Origin of the sequence: Komagataeibacter sucrofermentans DSM 15973, assembly GCF_040581405.1 — a bacterium.
GTDB lineage: Bacteria > Pseudomonadota > Alphaproteobacteria > Acetobacterales > Acetobacteraceae > Komagataeibacter > Komagataeibacter sucrofermentans.
The window spans coordinates 1,295,465-1,310,025 of sequence record NZ_CP137157.1; the positions used below are offsets into that span (position 1 = coordinate 1,295,465).

The 14,561-nt window shown below is 63.3% G+C and carries 17 protein-coding genes; 9 read left to right on the plus strand and 8 right to left on the minus strand.

What is annotated here, in order from left to right:
- Positions 1 to 6: 6 nt before the first annotated feature.
- Positions 7 to 1,635, plus strand: coding sequence for a class I SAM-dependent DNA methyltransferase (locus R5N89_RS06245; RefSeq protein WP_110568289.1), 1,629 nt, complete (start codon positions 7 to 9; stop codon positions 1,633 to 1,635).
- 1 nt (position 1,636) lies between these two features.
- Here the strand turns inward: R5N89_RS06245 and mtnK are convergent, their stop codons facing one another.
- Entirely contained in the window at positions 1,637 to 2,869 is a 1,233-nt protein-coding gene (mtnK, locus tag R5N89_RS06250; protein ID WP_110568290.1) for an S-methyl-5-thioribose kinase, read from the minus strand.
- Positions 2,870 to 3,034: 165 nt separating this feature from the next.
- Between mtnK and bfr the strand changes: the two genes are divergently transcribed.
- Positions 3,035 to 3,523 (plus strand): bacterioferritin, encoded by a 489-nt coding sequence (bfr, locus tag R5N89_RS06255; protein ID WP_110568292.1) that lies wholly within the window; start codon positions 3,035 to 3,037, stop codon positions 3,521 to 3,523.
- Here the strand turns inward: bfr and R5N89_RS06260 are convergent.
- Entirely contained in the window at positions 3,492 to 3,665 is a 174-nt protein-coding gene (locus R5N89_RS06260) for a hypothetical protein (RefSeq protein ID WP_167400846.1), read from the minus strand. The genes bfr and R5N89_RS06260 overlap by 32 nt on opposite strands.
- A 56-nt stretch (positions 3,666 to 3,721) precedes the next feature.
- Entirely contained in the window at positions 3,722 to 4,357 is a 636-nt protein-coding gene (locus R5N89_RS06265; protein ID WP_110568293.1) for a hypothetical protein, read from the minus strand.
- Positions 4,358 to 4,506: 149 nt separating this feature from the next.
- Here R5N89_RS06265 and R5N89_RS06270 point away from each other — a divergent pair, with 149 nt between their 5' ends.
- The 3 genes from R5N89_RS06270 to R5N89_RS06280 are packed head-to-tail and all read left to right on the plus strand — an operon-like array spanning position 4,507 to position 6,608.
- The gene (locus R5N89_RS06270; RefSeq protein ID WP_110568294.1) at positions 4,507 to 4,956 is read left to right on the plus strand and encodes a Fur family transcriptional regulator; all 450 of its coding nucleotides are present in this window, start codon (positions 4,507 to 4,509) and stop codon (positions 4,954 to 4,956) included.
- 42 nt (positions 4,957 to 4,998) lie between these two features.
- Entirely contained in the window at positions 4,999 to 5,244 is a 246-nt protein-coding gene (locus R5N89_RS06275) for a hypothetical protein (RefSeq protein WP_354680707.1), read from the plus strand.
- Positions 5,244 to 6,608: a sodium:solute symporter gene (locus tag R5N89_RS06280; protein WP_110568297.1), complete on the plus strand. Its 1,365-nt coding sequence runs from the start codon at positions 5,244 to 5,246 to the stop codon at positions 6,606 to 6,608. The genes R5N89_RS06275 and R5N89_RS06280 overlap by 1 nt, the downstream gene beginning before the upstream one ends.
- Positions 6,609 to 6,622: 14 nt before the next feature.
- On the opposite strand, the gene R5N89_RS06285 is transcribed toward R5N89_RS06280, so the two are convergent.
- On the minus strand, positions 6,623 to 6,955 hold the full coding sequence (locus R5N89_RS06285) for a hypothetical protein (protein WP_110568298.1): 333 nt from the start codon (positions 6,953 to 6,955) through the stop codon (positions 6,623 to 6,625).
- Between the two features lie 264 nt (positions 6,956 to 7,219).
- On the opposite strand from R5N89_RS06285, the gene pgm reads away from it, so the two are divergent.
- On the plus strand, positions 7,220 to 8,878 hold the full coding sequence (pgm, locus tag R5N89_RS06290) for a phosphoglucomutase (alpha-D-glucose-1,6-bisphosphate-dependent) (RefSeq protein ID WP_110568300.1): 1,659 nt from the start codon (positions 7,220 to 7,222) through the stop codon (positions 8,876 to 8,878).
- Positions 8,879 to 9,007: 129 nt separating this feature from the next.
- Here the strand turns inward: pgm and R5N89_RS06295 are convergent, their stop codons facing one another.
- Positions 9,008 to 9,502 (minus strand): YaiI/YqxD family protein, encoded by a 495-nt coding sequence (locus tag R5N89_RS06295; RefSeq protein ID WP_110568301.1) that lies wholly within the window; start codon positions 9,500 to 9,502, stop codon positions 9,008 to 9,010.
- Between the two features lie 606 nt (positions 9,503 to 10,108).
- Between R5N89_RS06295 and R5N89_RS06300 the strand changes: the two genes are divergently transcribed.
- Together R5N89_RS06300 and R5N89_RS06305 are read left to right on the plus strand one after the other, a co-directional pair.
- A complete protein-coding gene (locus R5N89_RS06300) occupies positions 10,109 to 10,255 on the plus strand; it encodes a hypothetical protein (protein ID WP_165399117.1) in 147 nt (48 codons plus the stop codon).
- 121 nt (positions 10,256 to 10,376) lie between these two features.
- A complete protein-coding gene (locus R5N89_RS06305) occupies positions 10,377 to 10,727 on the plus strand; it encodes a zinc ribbon domain-containing protein YjdM (protein ID WP_146220193.1) in 351 nt (116 codons plus the stop codon).
- Between the two features lie 151 nt (positions 10,728 to 10,878).
- Here the strand turns inward: R5N89_RS06305 and R5N89_RS06310 are convergent, their stop codons facing one another.
- The 3 genes from R5N89_RS06310 to ruvX all read right to left on the minus strand — a co-directional run bounded on the left by R5N89_RS06310 (position 10,879) and on the right by ruvX (position 14,198).
- Positions 10,879 to 12,513, minus strand: coding sequence for a dihydroxyacetone kinase subunit DhaK (locus tag R5N89_RS06310; RefSeq protein ID WP_110568304.1), 1,635 nt, complete (start codon positions 12,511 to 12,513; stop codon positions 10,879 to 10,881).
- 126 nt (positions 12,514 to 12,639) lie between these two features.
- Positions 12,640 to 13,563: an MIP/aquaporin family protein gene (locus R5N89_RS06315; RefSeq protein WP_110568306.1), complete on the minus strand. Its 924-nt coding sequence runs from the start codon at positions 13,561 to 13,563 to the stop codon at positions 12,640 to 12,642.
- 164 nt (positions 13,564 to 13,727) lie between these two features.
- On the minus strand, positions 13,728 to 14,198 hold the full coding sequence (gene ruvX / locus R5N89_RS06320; RefSeq protein WP_110568308.1) for a Holliday junction resolvase RuvX: 471 nt from the start codon (positions 14,196 to 14,198) through the stop codon (positions 13,728 to 13,730).
- A 75-nt stretch (positions 14,199 to 14,273) separates the two neighbouring features.
- On the opposite strand from ruvX, the gene gatC reads away from it, so the two are divergent.
- Positions 14,274 to 14,561, plus strand: coding sequence for an Asp-tRNA(Asn)/Glu-tRNA(Gln) amidotransferase subunit GatC (gene gatC, locus R5N89_RS06325; protein WP_078527604.1), 288 nt, complete (start codon positions 14,274 to 14,276; stop codon positions 14,559 to 14,561).

Below are 14,561 nucleotides of genomic sequence, written 5' to 3' on the forward strand. Positions count from 1 at the left end.
CCGCCCATGACCGCGCCCCTGCTGTCAGCCGCGGCCATATGGCGCATTGCAGGCCAGTTGCGCCGCGTGCTGCAACCGGTTGAATATGGGCCAGCCATACTGGCCTTTACCGTGTTGCGGCGGTTTGAGCAGGCGCGGCTGCCCGCGCATGGTGGGCTTGCCGCCCTTGCTGGCGCAGCCGATCCGCTCAAGGTCCTGTCGGGGCTGATCGCGCGCCTGCCCTCCGCCATGCGCGATATCATGATGCAGCTTGAGGTTGACCGGCTTGCGCGGCGGCTGGCGGCAGTTGATATGCTGGCGCCGCTGGCCACGCATTTCGCCGCCCTTGATCTCTCCCCCGCCCTGTATGGCAGCGAAGCCATGGCGCGGCTGTTCGAGGAACTGGTCAGCCACTTCACCACCACGCAGGGCACCGGCACGCATTACACGCCGCCGGAGGTCGCGGACCTGATGGTCGATCTTGTCTGCGCTGCGGATACGCCGGGGACCCGTCCTGCGCTCTATGACCCCGCCGCCGGCACTGGCGCGCTGCTCGGTCGTGCGGCTGACCGCCTGTGCGCGCGCGGCGTAATGGCGGATCTGTACGGGCAGGAACTCAATGGGCAGTCCTGTGCCCTGGCGCGTGCCGACCTGCTGCTGCGCGGACAGAAACCCCGGCAGATGGTGCAGGGTGATACGCTGCTGGCTGATGGTCATGCCCGGCAACGTTTTGGCCGCATGCTGGCCAACCCGCCTTTCGGACTGGACTGGCGTGCCATCCGCGCGGCCATACAGGCGGAACACGCGCAGGGCGCGCAGGGGCGCTTCGGGCCGGGTCTGCCGCGCGTGTCGGATGGATCGATGCTGTTCATGCTGCATCTGCTGGCCAAGATGCGCACGCCCCGCCATGGCGGCAGCCGGATTGGCGTGGTGACGCATGGAGCCGCGCTGAACGGTGGCGGGGTGGAAAGCGGTGAGTCCGCCATCCGCCGCTATCTCGTCGAGCATGACCTGATTGATACGATTATTGCCCTGCCGCAGGACATGTTCATCAATACCGGCATCGGCACCTATGTGTGGGTGCTGGATAATGACAAGCCCGCTGGCCGCAGGGGCATGGTCAGCCTGATCAATGCCGCGCCGCTGTGGCGGCGGTGCAGCCGCAGCCATGGCGAGAAACGGCGCGAGATGACGCAGGCCCATGTAGCCGCTGTGGTGCAGGCCGCGCGCGATGGCACGGTAATGGACCTCGAAGTGCGGGAAGGACCGGATGGCGCACCGGCTTCATGGTGCCTTGTGCCGCCTGGCGTGGCGGTGCCGCAGGGACAGCGAACCGGCTTTTCACGCCAGGTACCGGCACGGGCGTTTTTATATCGCAGCCTGAGCGTGACCTGTGCGGATCAGGCAGGCGCCCCCTCGCGCACGGTGTTCACCACCAGCATGGAAACCGACCCGCAGGACTGGTTCACCCACCTTATCGCCCCCCATGACCCCACGGCCCGGCTGGACACGGAGCGGGCGGGCATTGGATGCGCCATTTCGTTCGCCCGGTATTTCGATACATCCGAACCCGGTCGCGCCCTGCCAGAAATCGAGGCCGATCTGCGCGCCTCCATGGCCCGGCTGGCCGCCCTCATGCCCGGTGGTATGTCCTGATTTATATGCCCTTCCTCTCATTCTCGCCCAGGCATGACAGGAAATCCGCGATCGTGCGCATGTCCGCCAGGTGGTCGAGCACGTAATAGGCGAAGGCCAGCGCACCTGCACGGCAGGTGGCGCGTAGGCGGGGATCGGTGATGGTGTCGAAATCCGCCGTATGGGCATAGCCGATAAGGCGGCGGATGATCTCGATGGCGGCAAAGCCTATGGTGTCGGCCATCACCTCATCCATGAAGGCCTGCTGCACTACATGGGCTGCCGGGCCGTAGGCCAGCGGGCGCAGGGTGCCTGGGGGCGGTGCGTCATTGGCGTTCCATAGCGCCATGAACTGCTCATGAAAGCTGTGCCAGAAGCTGGCAATATCACGCAGCACCGCCTGGCGCGCCGCAAGGTCGGGTGTTGCAAAGAAATGCAGCACGAGGTTGCCCACGAACATGCCGCAGTCAAACCCGATCGGCCCATAAAGCGCGAACTCGCCATCGATTACGCGCGTGTCATCCGCCGTGCTCATGATCGAGCCGGTATGCAGGTCGCCATGCAGTAGCGCCTGCGGTTGCGACAGGAAGCGCCGCCGCAGGTTTTCAACGGCCAGCAGCGCTGCGGCGCTGGTGCGGATGTCCTGCACGATGGGGCTCAGGGCCGGATCATGCCAGTGGTTGCGCGGATGGTCGCGGTACGGGTCATCAAACACCAGGTCAAGCGTGATGCGGGTCAGGGCCTGATTGGCGGCAAAAATCCGGCGAGCGTCAAACACATCCTCGAACGGACGGGCGAGCAGCGAGGTGCCAAAACAGGCCCGGGCCACGAACGTGCCAATGCGCGGCGCCACCTCCGGCCAGTCCGCCCCCTGCATCAGCGCCGTGCGCAGTACGGTGTGGCCGGACAGGCTCTCGACCACCAGCACATAGAGTTCGGGGTCAAAATGCAGGTATTCGGTGGTCAGCTCCCCCACCAGCGGGCCAATGGCGGCAAGCCATGCGGCCTCGAAATACGTACGGTCGAGCGGCATTTTCCAGCTCGGGTCCACGCGCACATGGGGCAGTGACTGCTTGAGGCACACCTCACCCGCAGGCCCGGTGACAAGAAACACGTTGTTGAGGTTGCCATCACTGACTTCATGCACCTGCCACTGTTCCGGCACGCCGCCGAGGCGGGTGGCGATGGCGGGCAGACCGGCGAGGAATTCGCGGATGCCGCCTGCATCAAGTGTGCGGTAGCTGGTCTGGTCCATGTGGCTTCCCTCCCTGCCCTGCCTGGGGGCCGTGCCCTGTGTGTGGCCCGGCCGAGGGTCGCGCGCAGGGCGTGGTTATGCAACGCTTTTTTGTAATTGCGTTGCAGCCTGTCTGGCAGTAACCCGTGAGGGGTATAATATATTTCGCAGGACAGGAAAACGGACATGCCCATCAAGGACCCCAAGGTTATCGAGCACCTGAACACCCAGCTCACCAACGAGCTGACGGCGATCAACCAGTATTACCTGCACGCCCGCACGCTGCGCCACTGGGGCGTGACCCTGCTGGGCAAGAAGGAATACGAGGAATCCATCGAGGAGATGAAGCACGCCGACTGGCTGATCGAGCGTATTCTCTACCTCGGCGGCCTGCCCAACGTGCAGCGCTACAACACGATTCTTGTGGGGCAGGACGTTGAGGAAATCCTCAAATGCGACCTGAAGCTGGAAGAAAAGGCGATTGGCGACCTGCGTGAAGGCATCGCCTATTGCGAGAGCGTGCGTGACTACGTATCGCGCGACCTGCTGCTGCGCATTCTGGTGAACGAAGAAGAGCACGAGGACTTCCTCGACCGTCAGTTCGATCTCATCAAGCAGCTGGGCCTGCCGCAGTACATCAAGCTCAACTCGGCCGCTGCCCCCGATCAGGAATAATCCCGCGACCATGCGGGTCCACCGGTCGTTCATGGCCGGTGGCGGGCGGCGCGCCTTCCTGCCAGGCAAGGATGTCGAGCAGGTCGAGGAAAGCATTTTCCATGAACCGGCGCGCCTGCCGGATCGATACGATGGGTGGCATTCCTGTCATCCCGCCATGTTGGGGCCGCACGTAATGGTGCGGCCCCTTTGGTGTTTTTACAGGCCACCCGTCTGCACGGCAGCCGTCGGGCCGGGCCACATGACCTGCGCGCGGCCCATGTCGGCTTGATGCCAGCGCATGGCCGCAAGGCACCCCGCGCCTACGGGCTGGGCCTGCTGCGCATGGGGCTCGGGCGTGGGATGCGCCGTAGCCGCGCTTACCTGGCGCGGACGCACTACGGGCATCCGGCTGGAGGCTGCCAGCATGTTGCCCCGCCGCGGTAGCCAGTACCCCGCGCCTGCAAGGCACGCGCCAAGTTGCGTAATGGCGGCGGCAAAGGGCGAGAGCACATGGTGGTGAACGAAAATGGGCCGGAGCATGCGCCGCACTTCCCCTTCGTGCCCCTCCTGTGCGGCAGTGGCGGCAAGCAGAAAGCGGTTTTCCGTGCCGGTCAGGTGTGTGGCCGAGCAGATCGCTACATCGACCGGGGTGCGCTGGTAGGCCCGCAGGCGGTTCATGGCCATGTGGAACGCCTCGATCACAGCAGCAAAATCAGCCCTGAAACACGGCAGCGCCAGTCCCGGCGTGCCGCGCGTGCCGTCGCCCTGCCCGCTCAGGCGGCGCACGCACCAGACCAGCAAGCGTTCGCTGGATGAAAGATCATTCATGAAAACTGTGGTGTCGGTCATCATCCGCTCGGGCCGTGGGTGCAGCCCGCTCCCTGAATGTGTTGGTGAGATCTTATTAATGAGAAAGATTATCATTTGCAACTAAAATCGACGGCCCGAACTGCTTATCCCTACTGGACCGGGGCGGTCTGAGTGCATTATGCTCCGGGGTGATGAAAGAGCCGACTTTTCCCGATTCTCCTCTGGCCGATCTGTGCCGTGAACGCGGCCTGAAACTGACGGGCCAGCGCAGGACGATTGCCTTTGTCCTGTCGGACAGTGATGACCACCCGGATGTGGAGGAACTGTACCGCCGCGCGGTGGAAGTCGACCCGCGCATTTCCATCGCCACGGTGTACCGTACCGTGCGTCTGTTCGAGGAAAACGGCATTCTCCAGCGCCGTGATTTTGGCGGCGGTCGTGCGCGTTATGAAGTGGCCGATGGCGATCATGGCGATCATTACCACCTGATCGACGCCGATAGTGGCAAGGTGATCGAATTCGAAAACCCCGAACTCGACGCCCTGCTGGAAAATATCGTGCGCGAGATGGGGTATGATCTTGTCACCACCCGCCTCTCCGTTGTGGGCCGCAGGAAGGCGAAGTCGCGCGGTAATGGCTGAGCGGGTTTTCGCCTGCTTTGCTCCCTTCCCTGATCTCATGGCGTGATGCGCGTGCCAGACACCTCCGATAACGCCCGTGAACCGCTGCCTGCCACGACGCCACTTATGCTGGTTGTGGGGCTGGGCCTGCCTTATGGGCTGGTTATTGGTGGCTTCGTGCTGTTCGAGCATGTTGATGGCGTGGTCTTTGGCTTTCCCCCGGCGGTAGCGTGGCTGTTTGCCTGCATGCTGCTGGTGCCCTGCTGCATGGCGGCGGCGTGGTGGCTGGGCCACGCACGGGCGGATTAATGGAATTCCTCAGTTTTGGCGCGGTCATTGCCGCCTCTGTTGCCCTGGCGGTGTATGCGCGGGTGCGGCGCGGTAGTGACAATGCGCGTGATTTCTTTGTCGCGTCCGGGCAACTGGGGGGACTGCTGGTCTTTTTCCTGACCATTGGCGAGACCTATAGCATCGGCAGCGTGTTGGGCTTTTCCACCGGTGTCTACCTGCATGGCGCGGCGTTTGCCGGGTGGTTCATGGGGTATATCCTGCTGTCCTATCCTGTGGGGTTCGTGCTTGCGCCCCTGTTGTGGCAGTTGGGGCGCAGGACGGGCAGCATGACGCTGGCCGATATTTTTCGCGCGCATTTTGGCAGCCGATTGCTGGAAATGGTGGTGGCGGCCAATGCCGTGGCCTTCCTGCTGCCGTTGGGGCAGACGCAGTTTACCGGCCTGATTTCGGTCATGCGGAGCCTGCACTGGCAGGTTACGCCCGCCGTGCTGGCAGGCGCTGGCGCGGGCATGACCTTTGGCTGGGTGGCGCTGGCGGGCGTGCGTGCGCCGGCCTATGTATCGGTGCTGAAGGATGTGCTGCTGGTGCTGGCCATCGTGGCCGGAGGGAGTGCTGCGCTGCTGGCCACGGGCCTGCCTGTTGCATACCAGTCCACGCCCGCCACTGCCGTGCCTGCGCGGCAGGACATGTTCGTGGTTTCCACCATCTTGCTCCAGTCACTCGGGCTGTGCATTACGCCGCAGGCGGTGGCCTTCGTGTTTACCGCGCGCTCGGCGCGGATGGTGCGCCGCAACCAGATCCTCATGCCGCTTTACATGCTCATGTTCCCTTTTCTGTACATGATCGCGCAATTCGTGCACAGGCGCGGACTGGCCGTTTCATCCGCCAATGACGTGTTCATGCTGGGCATCACCACCACCCTGCCGCCGTGGATGCAGGGTATCGTTGCGGGCGGGTGCGCGGTCTCGGCGCTGGTCATCCTGGCGGGCGTGTGCCTTGCCATCGGGCCGCTGGTCTCACGCAACATGCTTCATGGCCTGTCGGACCGGGGGCAGCGCGTGGGCGCGCAGGTCGTGATCGGGATCTATCTGCTGCTCTCCGCCGCCGGGGCTGCGGGGTTGGGCAGCATCATGGTCACGCTCAATAACCTGTATTATCTCGGCATGATCCAGATAGCGCCCGGCTTGCTGGTGGCCCTGTGTGGATGGCGCGTTCCGGCTCTGGCCATTGCGGCGGGGCTTATGGCGGGTGACGGGCTGGCGGTGGAGCTGTACTGGGCGGGCCTCATGCCTGCCGGGGTCAATCCCGGCCTGATCGGGCTTGCGGCCAATGCCCTGATCGTTGCGGCTGCGGGCATGCGGCGGCTGTCCTGCGCACGCTGAACCCCGCTTTCTGCTTAGCTTTTCTGAGGCGAGGCGGGGGCCAGCCAGTTCGGGTGGCGGCGTTCGATCCATTCCAGCATGCGCGCGCTCATCCTGCGCAGGAAAGGTACATCCTCCGCCAGCAGGATAATACCTAGCGGAAGCATCCATAACCCCAGCACCGGCAGGAAGCCGAGCACGCCCCCCGCTATCAGCAGTCCCCCCATGATGCTGCGGAATACGACCCTGCCGGGTTGCAGCAGCCAGCGCATGGCCTGTTCGCCACGCGCAGGCAGGCGCCGGAGCAGGCGCTCCAGTCGGTCGCGGCGCAGATGCTCGGCGTTATCAGGGGATGATGATGTGTTCATGCTTTGAAAATGGGTACGCCCCCTGCCCCATGCAACATGCCCACGCGCGAACGTGATGGGCAGGCAAGGAAACGAAAAAGGTCCGGATTTTGATATAGTTCAATGTCATTCCCCCAAAGCGCGCGCCAGTGTCATGGCATGATGCGTTTCCTTGCCTCCCCGCGTTCATTTTCCTGCCTTGCATGGCTGGACGCCTGCCGGGGCGGGCTGTAAGGAAATTTGTTGGAATATGCGCTTTTTCATAATGTATTTCGGGAGCAGTCAATGCCCAGCGTAAGCCCTTTTGCCGGCAAGCCGGTCGATCCGGATCGTCTTGTCAATATCGATGCCCTGCTTGATGCCTATTATACCCGCAAGCCTGATCCCTCCATTGCCACGCAGCGGGTGGCGTTTGGCACCTCGGGGCACCGTGGCTCATCGCTGCATACGAGCTTCAACGAAAACCATATCCTCTCGATCAGCCAGGCCATTGTCGACTACCGCAAGAATGCGGGCATTACCGGGCCGCTGTTCATCGGCATCGACACGCATGCGCTCTCGCGCCCGGCGCTGAAATCAGCACTCGAAGTCTTTGCCGCCAATGGCATTGAAGTGCGCATTGATGACAAGGATGGCTACACACCCACCCCCGTCATCTCGCATGCCATCCTGACGTGTAACCGTGGCCGCAACAGCGACCTTGCCGATGGCGTGGTGATTACGCCCTCGCACAACCCGCCCGAGGATGGTGGCTTCAAATACAACCCGCCCCATGGCGGCCCGGCCGATACCGACATCACCAAGGTGATCGAGAACGCGGCGAACGACTACATGGCCAAGGGCATGAAGGGCGTGACGCGCGTGCCGTTCGAGCAGGCGCTCAAGGCCCCCACCACAAAGCGGCATGACTACATCAACCCGTATGTGGCTGACCTTGCCGCTGTGGTGGACATGGACATCATCCGTGAATCCGGCATTTCCATCGGCATCGACCCGCTTGGCGGGGCAGCGGTGGATTACTGGCAGCCGATCATTGACAAATACGGCATCAACGCCACCATCGTAAGCAAGGAAGTCGATCCCACCTTCCGCTTCATGACCGCCGACTGGGATGGGCAGATCCGCATGGACTGTTCCTCCCCCTACGCCATGGCGCGTCTGGTGCAGATGAAGGATCGCTTTGACATCGCCTTCGCCAATGATACCGATGCCGACCGCCATGGCATCGTTTCGGGCAAGTACGGGCTGATGAACCCCAACCACTATCTTGCCACCGCCATCGAGTTCCTGTTCAACAACCGCGCGAACTGGAACCCCGCAGCCGGCGTGGGCAAGACGGTGGTCAGCAGCAGCATGATCGACCGCGTGGCCAAGGAAATTGGCCGCAAGCTGGTGGAAGTGCCGGTTGGCTTCAAGTGGTTTGTCGATGGCCTGTATAATGGCACGCTCGGCTTTGGTGGTGAGGAAAGCGCTGGTGCTTCCTTCCTGCGCCGCGATGGCACGGTGTGGAGCACGGACAAGGATGGCATCATTCTTGGCCTGCTTGCCGCCGAGATTACGGCCCGCACCAAACAGACCCCCGGTGCTGCGTACGAGGCCATGACCAAGCGCCTTGGCACGCCGTACTATGCCCGGATCGACGCGCCTGCCGACCCGGCGCAGAAAGCCATCCTCAAGACCCTCTCGCCCGAGCAGATCGGCATGAGCGAACTTGCAGGCGAGCCGATTGTCAGCACGCTGACCAACGCGCCGGGCAATGGCGCGGCCATTGGCGGGCTGAAGGTTTCAGCCAGGGATGGCTGGTTTGCCGCCCGCCCCTCCGGCACGGAAAATGTCTATAAAATCTATGCCGAAAGCTTCAAGAGCGAGGCCCACCTGAAGGCCATCCAGACCGAGGCGCAGGATGCGATTTCCGCCCTGTTTGCCAAGGCGGCGCAGAAGTAAGATCAGGTAAACGTTTTTGGGCGCTGCCTTTTTTTTAAGGCGGCGTTTCCAGCCTTGGTGCCGTCTGCTCCTTATGGAGCGGGCGGCTTTTTTTATGGGGCGGCGTGCTGTTCCACGCTCCCGCCGCGATCATGCCGTGGGTGGCACGACAGGCAGCGGCCGCCCGTGCCCTGCCGCGCGTTTGCGGGCTTTGACTACGGCGGTATCGAGGGCTGAAAGAAACGTGGAGCGGTCAGCACGGGTAAAGCCGCGATTGCTCTGGGTCACGACACCGGTATCACGCAGGTCGGTCATGAGATTGCGTACGGCCAGCGCCATGCCGATGGCGTTATCATCAAGAATGCGGCCCTTGGGGTCGAGCACGCAGGCCCCGCGCGCGACACAACGCGCAGCCAGCGGAATATCGGCTGATATGACAATGTCATGCGCGGCGGCATGCTCGGCAATCCAGTCATCAGCCACGTCCATGCCCTGGGTCACCACCACGCGCTCGATCAGCGGCGAGGCTGGCACGGCCAGCAGGCTGTTCGACACGACAAAGGTATGCAGCCCGTAGCGTTGCGCCACGCGATAGGTCTCATCACGCACGGGGCAGGCATCGGCATCAATGAAAATGCGGGTCATGGCATGCTCCCTTCTCCCTGGCGGGCGGGAGAGTGCATGGAACGGGCGGGGCTGTACGGCAGGAAGCATGGCATGGCCTTTTTCCTATGCCGTACTGCATGGCGCTGGCAAGGGAAGGTCAGGCGGCCCGGCCCCAGCCGTGTGTGTGCTGTCGGACAGGGATGCAGCTTTTTACAAAAAATGCGCAACAATGGCCTTACCCGTGCGATGGGTCTGATATCGTGAAGAGCATGGCATGCGTTTTTACTTCCGCTGGCGTGGATGATGCGTCAGTATGAAGCTGACAAGCCAAATGGAGGAGACCGTTATGCGTTACCTCGTTGACCATACACGCGAAGGCTTTGGCGTCGCGCTGTTGCTTGGCATGCTGGCTGTCGAGCGTTTTTTCCGCAAGCAGGCTGTCCGCTAGGGCCGCCCCAAACAGACGGACAGGCACCGGATGGAACATCCTTCCTTCCAGCATCGCCATCGTTGCTGCATGCGCATGCGCGAGATGTGCGCCGCAGGCCTGCTGGCGCAGCGCTGCCCCGTTTTCATACGCAACCGTGGCGCGGTCCGGCGGTTTACCCCTCTTGAAAGCCAGAACAGCTGGAGAGGAGAAAACCAGTGCGAAACCTTGCGCGGATGATGATGGCTGCTGCCGTCCTGACCTGTCTTGCCGGGTGCGACAAGCCCAAGCCCGCCGGTGGCGGCTCGGATGATGGCGGCGGTCCCGGTGTCAGCACCCATGGCGGCACGGCGCCCCAGCAGTAAGGGCGTGTTCCCTGCCCTTGTGGAACTGGCTGCAGCCAGAAAATCACCTCTGCATGATCCATATCCTTTCTGTCCGTGCTTGCGTGCTTTATGGGCATAGGCCCGGACAGTAAGGATTATTATGGAAAACGACCTCAAATGCCCCGAATGTGGGTGCGAACATGTCTACCCTGACGGCAGTCTGTGGACCTGCCCTGAATGCGGGTGTGAATGGAACCCGAAGGACAATGCGGCGGGCGCTGCGGATGGCCCCGGCGAGATCCGCGATGCCAATGGCAATGTGCTCGCCGATGGCGATACCGTTACGGTAACCAAGGACCTCAAGATCAAGGGAGCCTCCTCCGTGATCAAGGGTGGCACCAAGGTCAAGGGCATCCGGCTGGTTGATGGCACGGACGGGCATAATATTGCCTGCAAGATTGCAGGTATTGGTGCAATCAACCTGAAATCTGAATTCGTCAGAAAAGCCTGATTACTGACCGGGGTGGCCGTGCAACAGCATGTGCTGCCCCACCCGCACCTGACAGATTGCCGTTTTTTAAATGAGACTGTCAGGTGCTGCCTTTAAAAGGCAGCACCCTACTATAGCTGAACGTTTATCAAACCACCTTCAGCGTTGCTTTTCAGCCAGCCGCCAGTCCTTCAAGCAGGCGGGCCACGGCCTCGGCGCCGGGGTCAGGCACGTTGCGCACGTGCTCGCTGGGCACGTAGGCGGCGCGGCCTGCGCGGGCGCTGTCCATGGTGGTTGTGGCATCGGCCCCCTTGCGCGCGGCCTGTGCTGCCTGTTGCAGGCCACCTCCTGCGGCAAGCGCTTCAAGTGCGGGGTGGAGCGCATCGATCATGGTGCGGTCGCCCGGTTTCGCGCCGCCGCATTCCATCATATGGGCCAGCCCTTCACGCAGGGCCTGCTGCCAGGGCTGGCTGCTGCGTCCTGCCGCCGAGAACATGATGGCGAACAGCACCCCGCTTGAGCCGCCCGCATGCTGGGTCAGGATATTGCCGATGGTCGCCATGAGCTGGTGCGGGTCATTCATGGGCAGGCGGTCGCGCACGGCGGTAATGTCACGCGCGGCGCTGGCGAAGGTGGACCCCGCATCGCCATCGCCGATCTTGCCATCGAGTTCGTTCAGCGCGGCCTCGTTGGCCACCAGCACTTCAGCACCCCGCGCCAGCAGGCTGGCTACAGCCGCATCATGGCCGGGCGTGAAGGGAAAGGCATCGGGCATGGCGGGCATGGGGGCCACGCTGGGGCTGCCAAAGGTGGCGATGCCGGGCCATGCACGCGGCTGGGCGGGCGCCTGCAGGGCGGTGGCGATGGCCTCGTCCAGCTCGATCAGGGTGAGCGAGAAGCCGTTCATGTCCAGCGCCGTCATGAGCGGTGCCGGGCCGATCACGTGCGAGATGCGGCGGGCCAGCGGCGTGCGGCTGAAGGCTTCGAGCAGCAGCGCCATTTCCACTTCAGGCACGGTGCCCAGGTTGTTGAGCACAAGGGCGAAGCGGGTATTGCGCACGGTGGTGGGCAGGCTGTCCTCCAGCGTGCGGGCGGCGAGCGCCATCAGGTCATTCGCACCGGCAACGGCAATGCGCTGCGCGCCCGGCTCGCCATGAATGCCAAGGCCAAGCTCGGCCTGGTCAGCGGCCAGGCGGCTGGCGCGGGCGGACTCATAAGGGTTGCAGTCCTCGAGCGCGAGGCCAATGGTGCGCATGCGCTTCGTGCCGTCGCGCACGAATTCGGTCACATGCTCCAGCGACCAGCCCTGCGCTGCGCCATAGCCTGCCAGCTTGTGCGCCAGCACCGTGCCCGCAACACCGCGCGGCGTGGCGGAACCCGGCAGGGCGATATCATCGCCCACGGTCACCATTTCCACCTTCTTGCCCAGCGCGCGGGCGCGCTCGGCGGCAAGACCGAAGTTCAGGCGGTCGCCGGTATAGTTCTTGACCACCAGCAGGCAGCCTGCCTCGCCTGTCGTGGCAAGGATCGCGGCCAGGATCGCATCGACGCAGGGAGAGGCGAACAGCGCGCCACACACTGCCGCAGTCAACATGCCATGCCCCACGAAGCCCGCATGCGCAGGCTCATGCCCCGATCCGCCACCCGAAATGACCGAAACCTCGTGGCGGTCGATCTCGCGGCGCATGATCACGCAGGTATCGGGGTAGCCATCCAGGCGGCACAGGTGGTGGCCCGCGCTTGAGCGCAGGAACCCGTCCAGTGCTTCGGTCACAACGGTTTCGCGCGTATTGAAAAAACGCTTCATTCTTATGCACTCTCCCTCGGCAGCCCATGGCATGCATGGCGGCGCGGCACTATGGCCGTTAATTCCCCCGCAGCAAAATAACGGAATATGTCACGTGTGGGTTGCGCCTTGCGCGGGCCTGGCTGTTCAGGCGGCTCCGGCGCCAGGGGGCACATGGTCGGGGTCATCGGGGTGGTTGAGCTTGCGGTGCGGGTCATCAAGCCCCGGCACGCGGCCATGGTGGCCAAAATTGACCAGACGCGCCTCAAGCAGGTGCAGCTTGCCCAGCAGGTTCATGCGAATGGCCATGACCGCAAGCGATGCCCCGGCAAAGGGCCCCACAATATAAACCCACAGCCCCGACCATTGCCCGGCAAACAGTGCCGGGGCCAGCGTGCGTGCAAAATTGACGCTATTGCCCGAAAGCCATGCCGTAATCGGGTTGAGCACGAGAAAGAACAGCCCGCCCGACCATGGCGTGATGAACTTCCATCGCGGGTGGGCTGCCAGCCAGTACAGCATGGCGATCAGTGCCGCGGTCACGAACATTTCCGACCACATGGCCCACCAGATCGAAATATGGCCATAGGGCACGGTCGCGCCATAATGCACCGCCACGGCCATATTGCCCCACCAGGCGATCAGCCTGCCTGCTTCATACACCACCGCCGTGCCTATAAACGCGCCGATAACCTGCGCGATCATGTAGTTCAGCGCATCCACCCCGCCGATGCGCCTGGCCAGCGAGAACGCCAGGGTGACGGAAGGATTGATATGCGCGCCGCTGACCTTGCCGAACGGCGTCATGGCCGCCGCCGTGCCTGACAGGCCAAAGCAGAGCCCGCACAGCGCGGTCTGGATATAGGGATGATGCATGAGCACCGCGCCAAGCGGGCTGGCGGGCGCGCTGAGCAGGATGACAGCACTCAGGCCAAGGATCATGAGGATGGCGGTGGCGATCGCCTCGCAGAAATACAGCTTCCAGTGAAACAGGTTGTGCGGGTGCGGGTCGCCTGCCAGCGGGCGGTCATGCACATGGATATGAAGGTACGGCAGGTGTGGCAGGCGCATGGCCGGGCATCCTTGTTTATGCAACATGGGTCCGGCGAAAGAAGCGTGTGGGAGGGGTCACGTCCCGGTGCGCGCCGGTGGTGGAGGCCAGCATAGCAGCCCCCGCACCGCCGGGGTCCGGTTTTGGCACAATCCAGTCATGCCATCACGAATTCGAAAGCCCCCTACCCTTGCGGGATCGATGCATCAAGGGCGGCCTGCAATATGTAAGCCGCCGCCATCTGGTCCACCACCTCGCCCCGGCGCTGGCGCGTCATGTCGGCTTCCGCGATCAGGAAGCGGTTTACCGCGGAGGAAGAAAGCCGTTCGTCCCACATGGCCGCAGGCAGTCCGGTCATGTCAGACAGGTTCAGCGTCCAGTCCCGCGCCGCCTGGGCGGCGGGGCCAAAGCTGCCATCAAGCGATAGCGGCAGGCCCACCACCAGGCCGCCGACATCCTGCGCGCGGGCAATCCTGCTGATTTCGGCCGCATTGACCGACAGTTTACCGCGTTTGAGCCCCATGTGCGGGGAGGCGAGCATCAGGCCGACATCGGACAGGGCGATGCCGATCGTTTTTTTGCCGGGGTCAAGGCCAAGCAGGCGCTGGTCGCGGCGCAGGCCTGCGCGGAGATCGGATATGTTGAACAGGGGCATGGTCGGGGGTATGTTCCTCAGCGGTCCTGCGCCGCAGGATATTCTGCCCCTGTTCTGATGGAAAGTTATTGCTTCATGTCGCTTGATCCCGCGACCGTCCGCCGCATTGCCAGACTGGCACGGATTGGTATTGACGAGTCTGATGTTCCTGCCCTGCAAGGGGAGCTTAACGGGATCCTCGGCTGGGTCGAGCAGTTGAACGAGGTCGATGTCGAGGGGGTGACCCCCATGGTCGGCACGGGCCATGCCGCCCTGCGCACGCGCCCGGACGTGGTGACCGATGGCAACTGCCGTGATGCCGTGCTGTCCAACGCGCCCGATGGCGTTGGCCCCTTCTATACCGTGCCCAAGGTTGTTGAATAA

Excerpts from the sequence above, each read along its gene's own strand:
- R5N89_RS06265 (WP_110568293.1), bottom strand. The coding sequence starts at position 4,357 with ATGATGACCGACACCACAGTTTTCATGAATGATCTTTCATCCAGCGAA.
- R5N89_RS06245 (WP_110568289.1), top strand. The coding sequence starts at position 7 with ATGACCGCGCCCCTGCTGTCAGCCGCGGCCATATGGCGCATTGCAGGC.
- R5N89_RS06285 (WP_110568298.1), bottom strand. The coding sequence starts at position 6,955 with ATGAACACATCATCATCCCCTGATAACGCCGAGCATCTGCGCCGCGAC.
- pgm (WP_110568300.1), top strand. The coding sequence starts at position 7,220 with ATGCCCAGCGTAAGCCCTTTTGCCGGCAAGCCGGTCGATCCGGATCGT.
- gatC (WP_078527604.1), top strand. The coding sequence starts at position 14,274 with ATGTCGCTTGATCCCGCGACCGTCCGCCGCATTGCCAGACTGGCACGG.
- R5N89_RS06310 (WP_110568304.1), bottom strand. The coding sequence starts at position 12,513 with ATGAAGCGTTTTTTCAATACGCGCGAAACCGTTGTGACCGAAGCACTG.
- mtnK (WP_110568290.1), bottom strand. The coding sequence starts at position 2,869 with ATGGACCAGACCAGCTACCGCACACTTGATGCAGGCGGCATCCGCGAA.
- R5N89_RS06270 (WP_110568294.1), top strand. The coding sequence starts at position 4,507 with ATGAAAGAGCCGACTTTTCCCGATTCTCCTCTGGCCGATCTGTGCCGT.
- R5N89_RS06315 (WP_110568306.1), bottom strand. The coding sequence starts at position 13,563 with ATGCGCCTGCCACACCTGCCGTACCTTCATATCCATGTGCATGACCGC.
- R5N89_RS06260 (WP_167400846.1), bottom strand. The coding sequence starts at position 3,665 with ATGCCACCCATCGTATCGATCCGGCAGGCGCGCCGGTTCATGGAAAAT.
- bfr (WP_110568292.1), top strand. The coding sequence starts at position 3,035 with ATGCCCATCAAGGACCCCAAGGTTATCGAGCACCTGAACACCCAGCTC.
- ruvX (WP_110568308.1), bottom strand. The coding sequence starts at position 14,198 with ATGCCCCTGTTCAACATATCCGATCTCCGCGCAGGCCTGCGCCGCGAC.
- R5N89_RS06280 (WP_110568297.1), top strand. The coding sequence starts at position 5,244 with ATGGAATTCCTCAGTTTTGGCGCGGTCATTGCCGCCTCTGTTGCCCTG.
- R5N89_RS06305 (WP_146220193.1), top strand. The coding sequence starts at position 10,377 with ATGGAAAACGACCTCAAATGCCCCGAATGTGGGTGCGAACATGTCTAC.
- R5N89_RS06295 (WP_110568301.1), bottom strand. The coding sequence starts at position 9,502 with ATGACCCGCATTTTCATTGATGCCGATGCCTGCCCCGTGCGTGATGAG.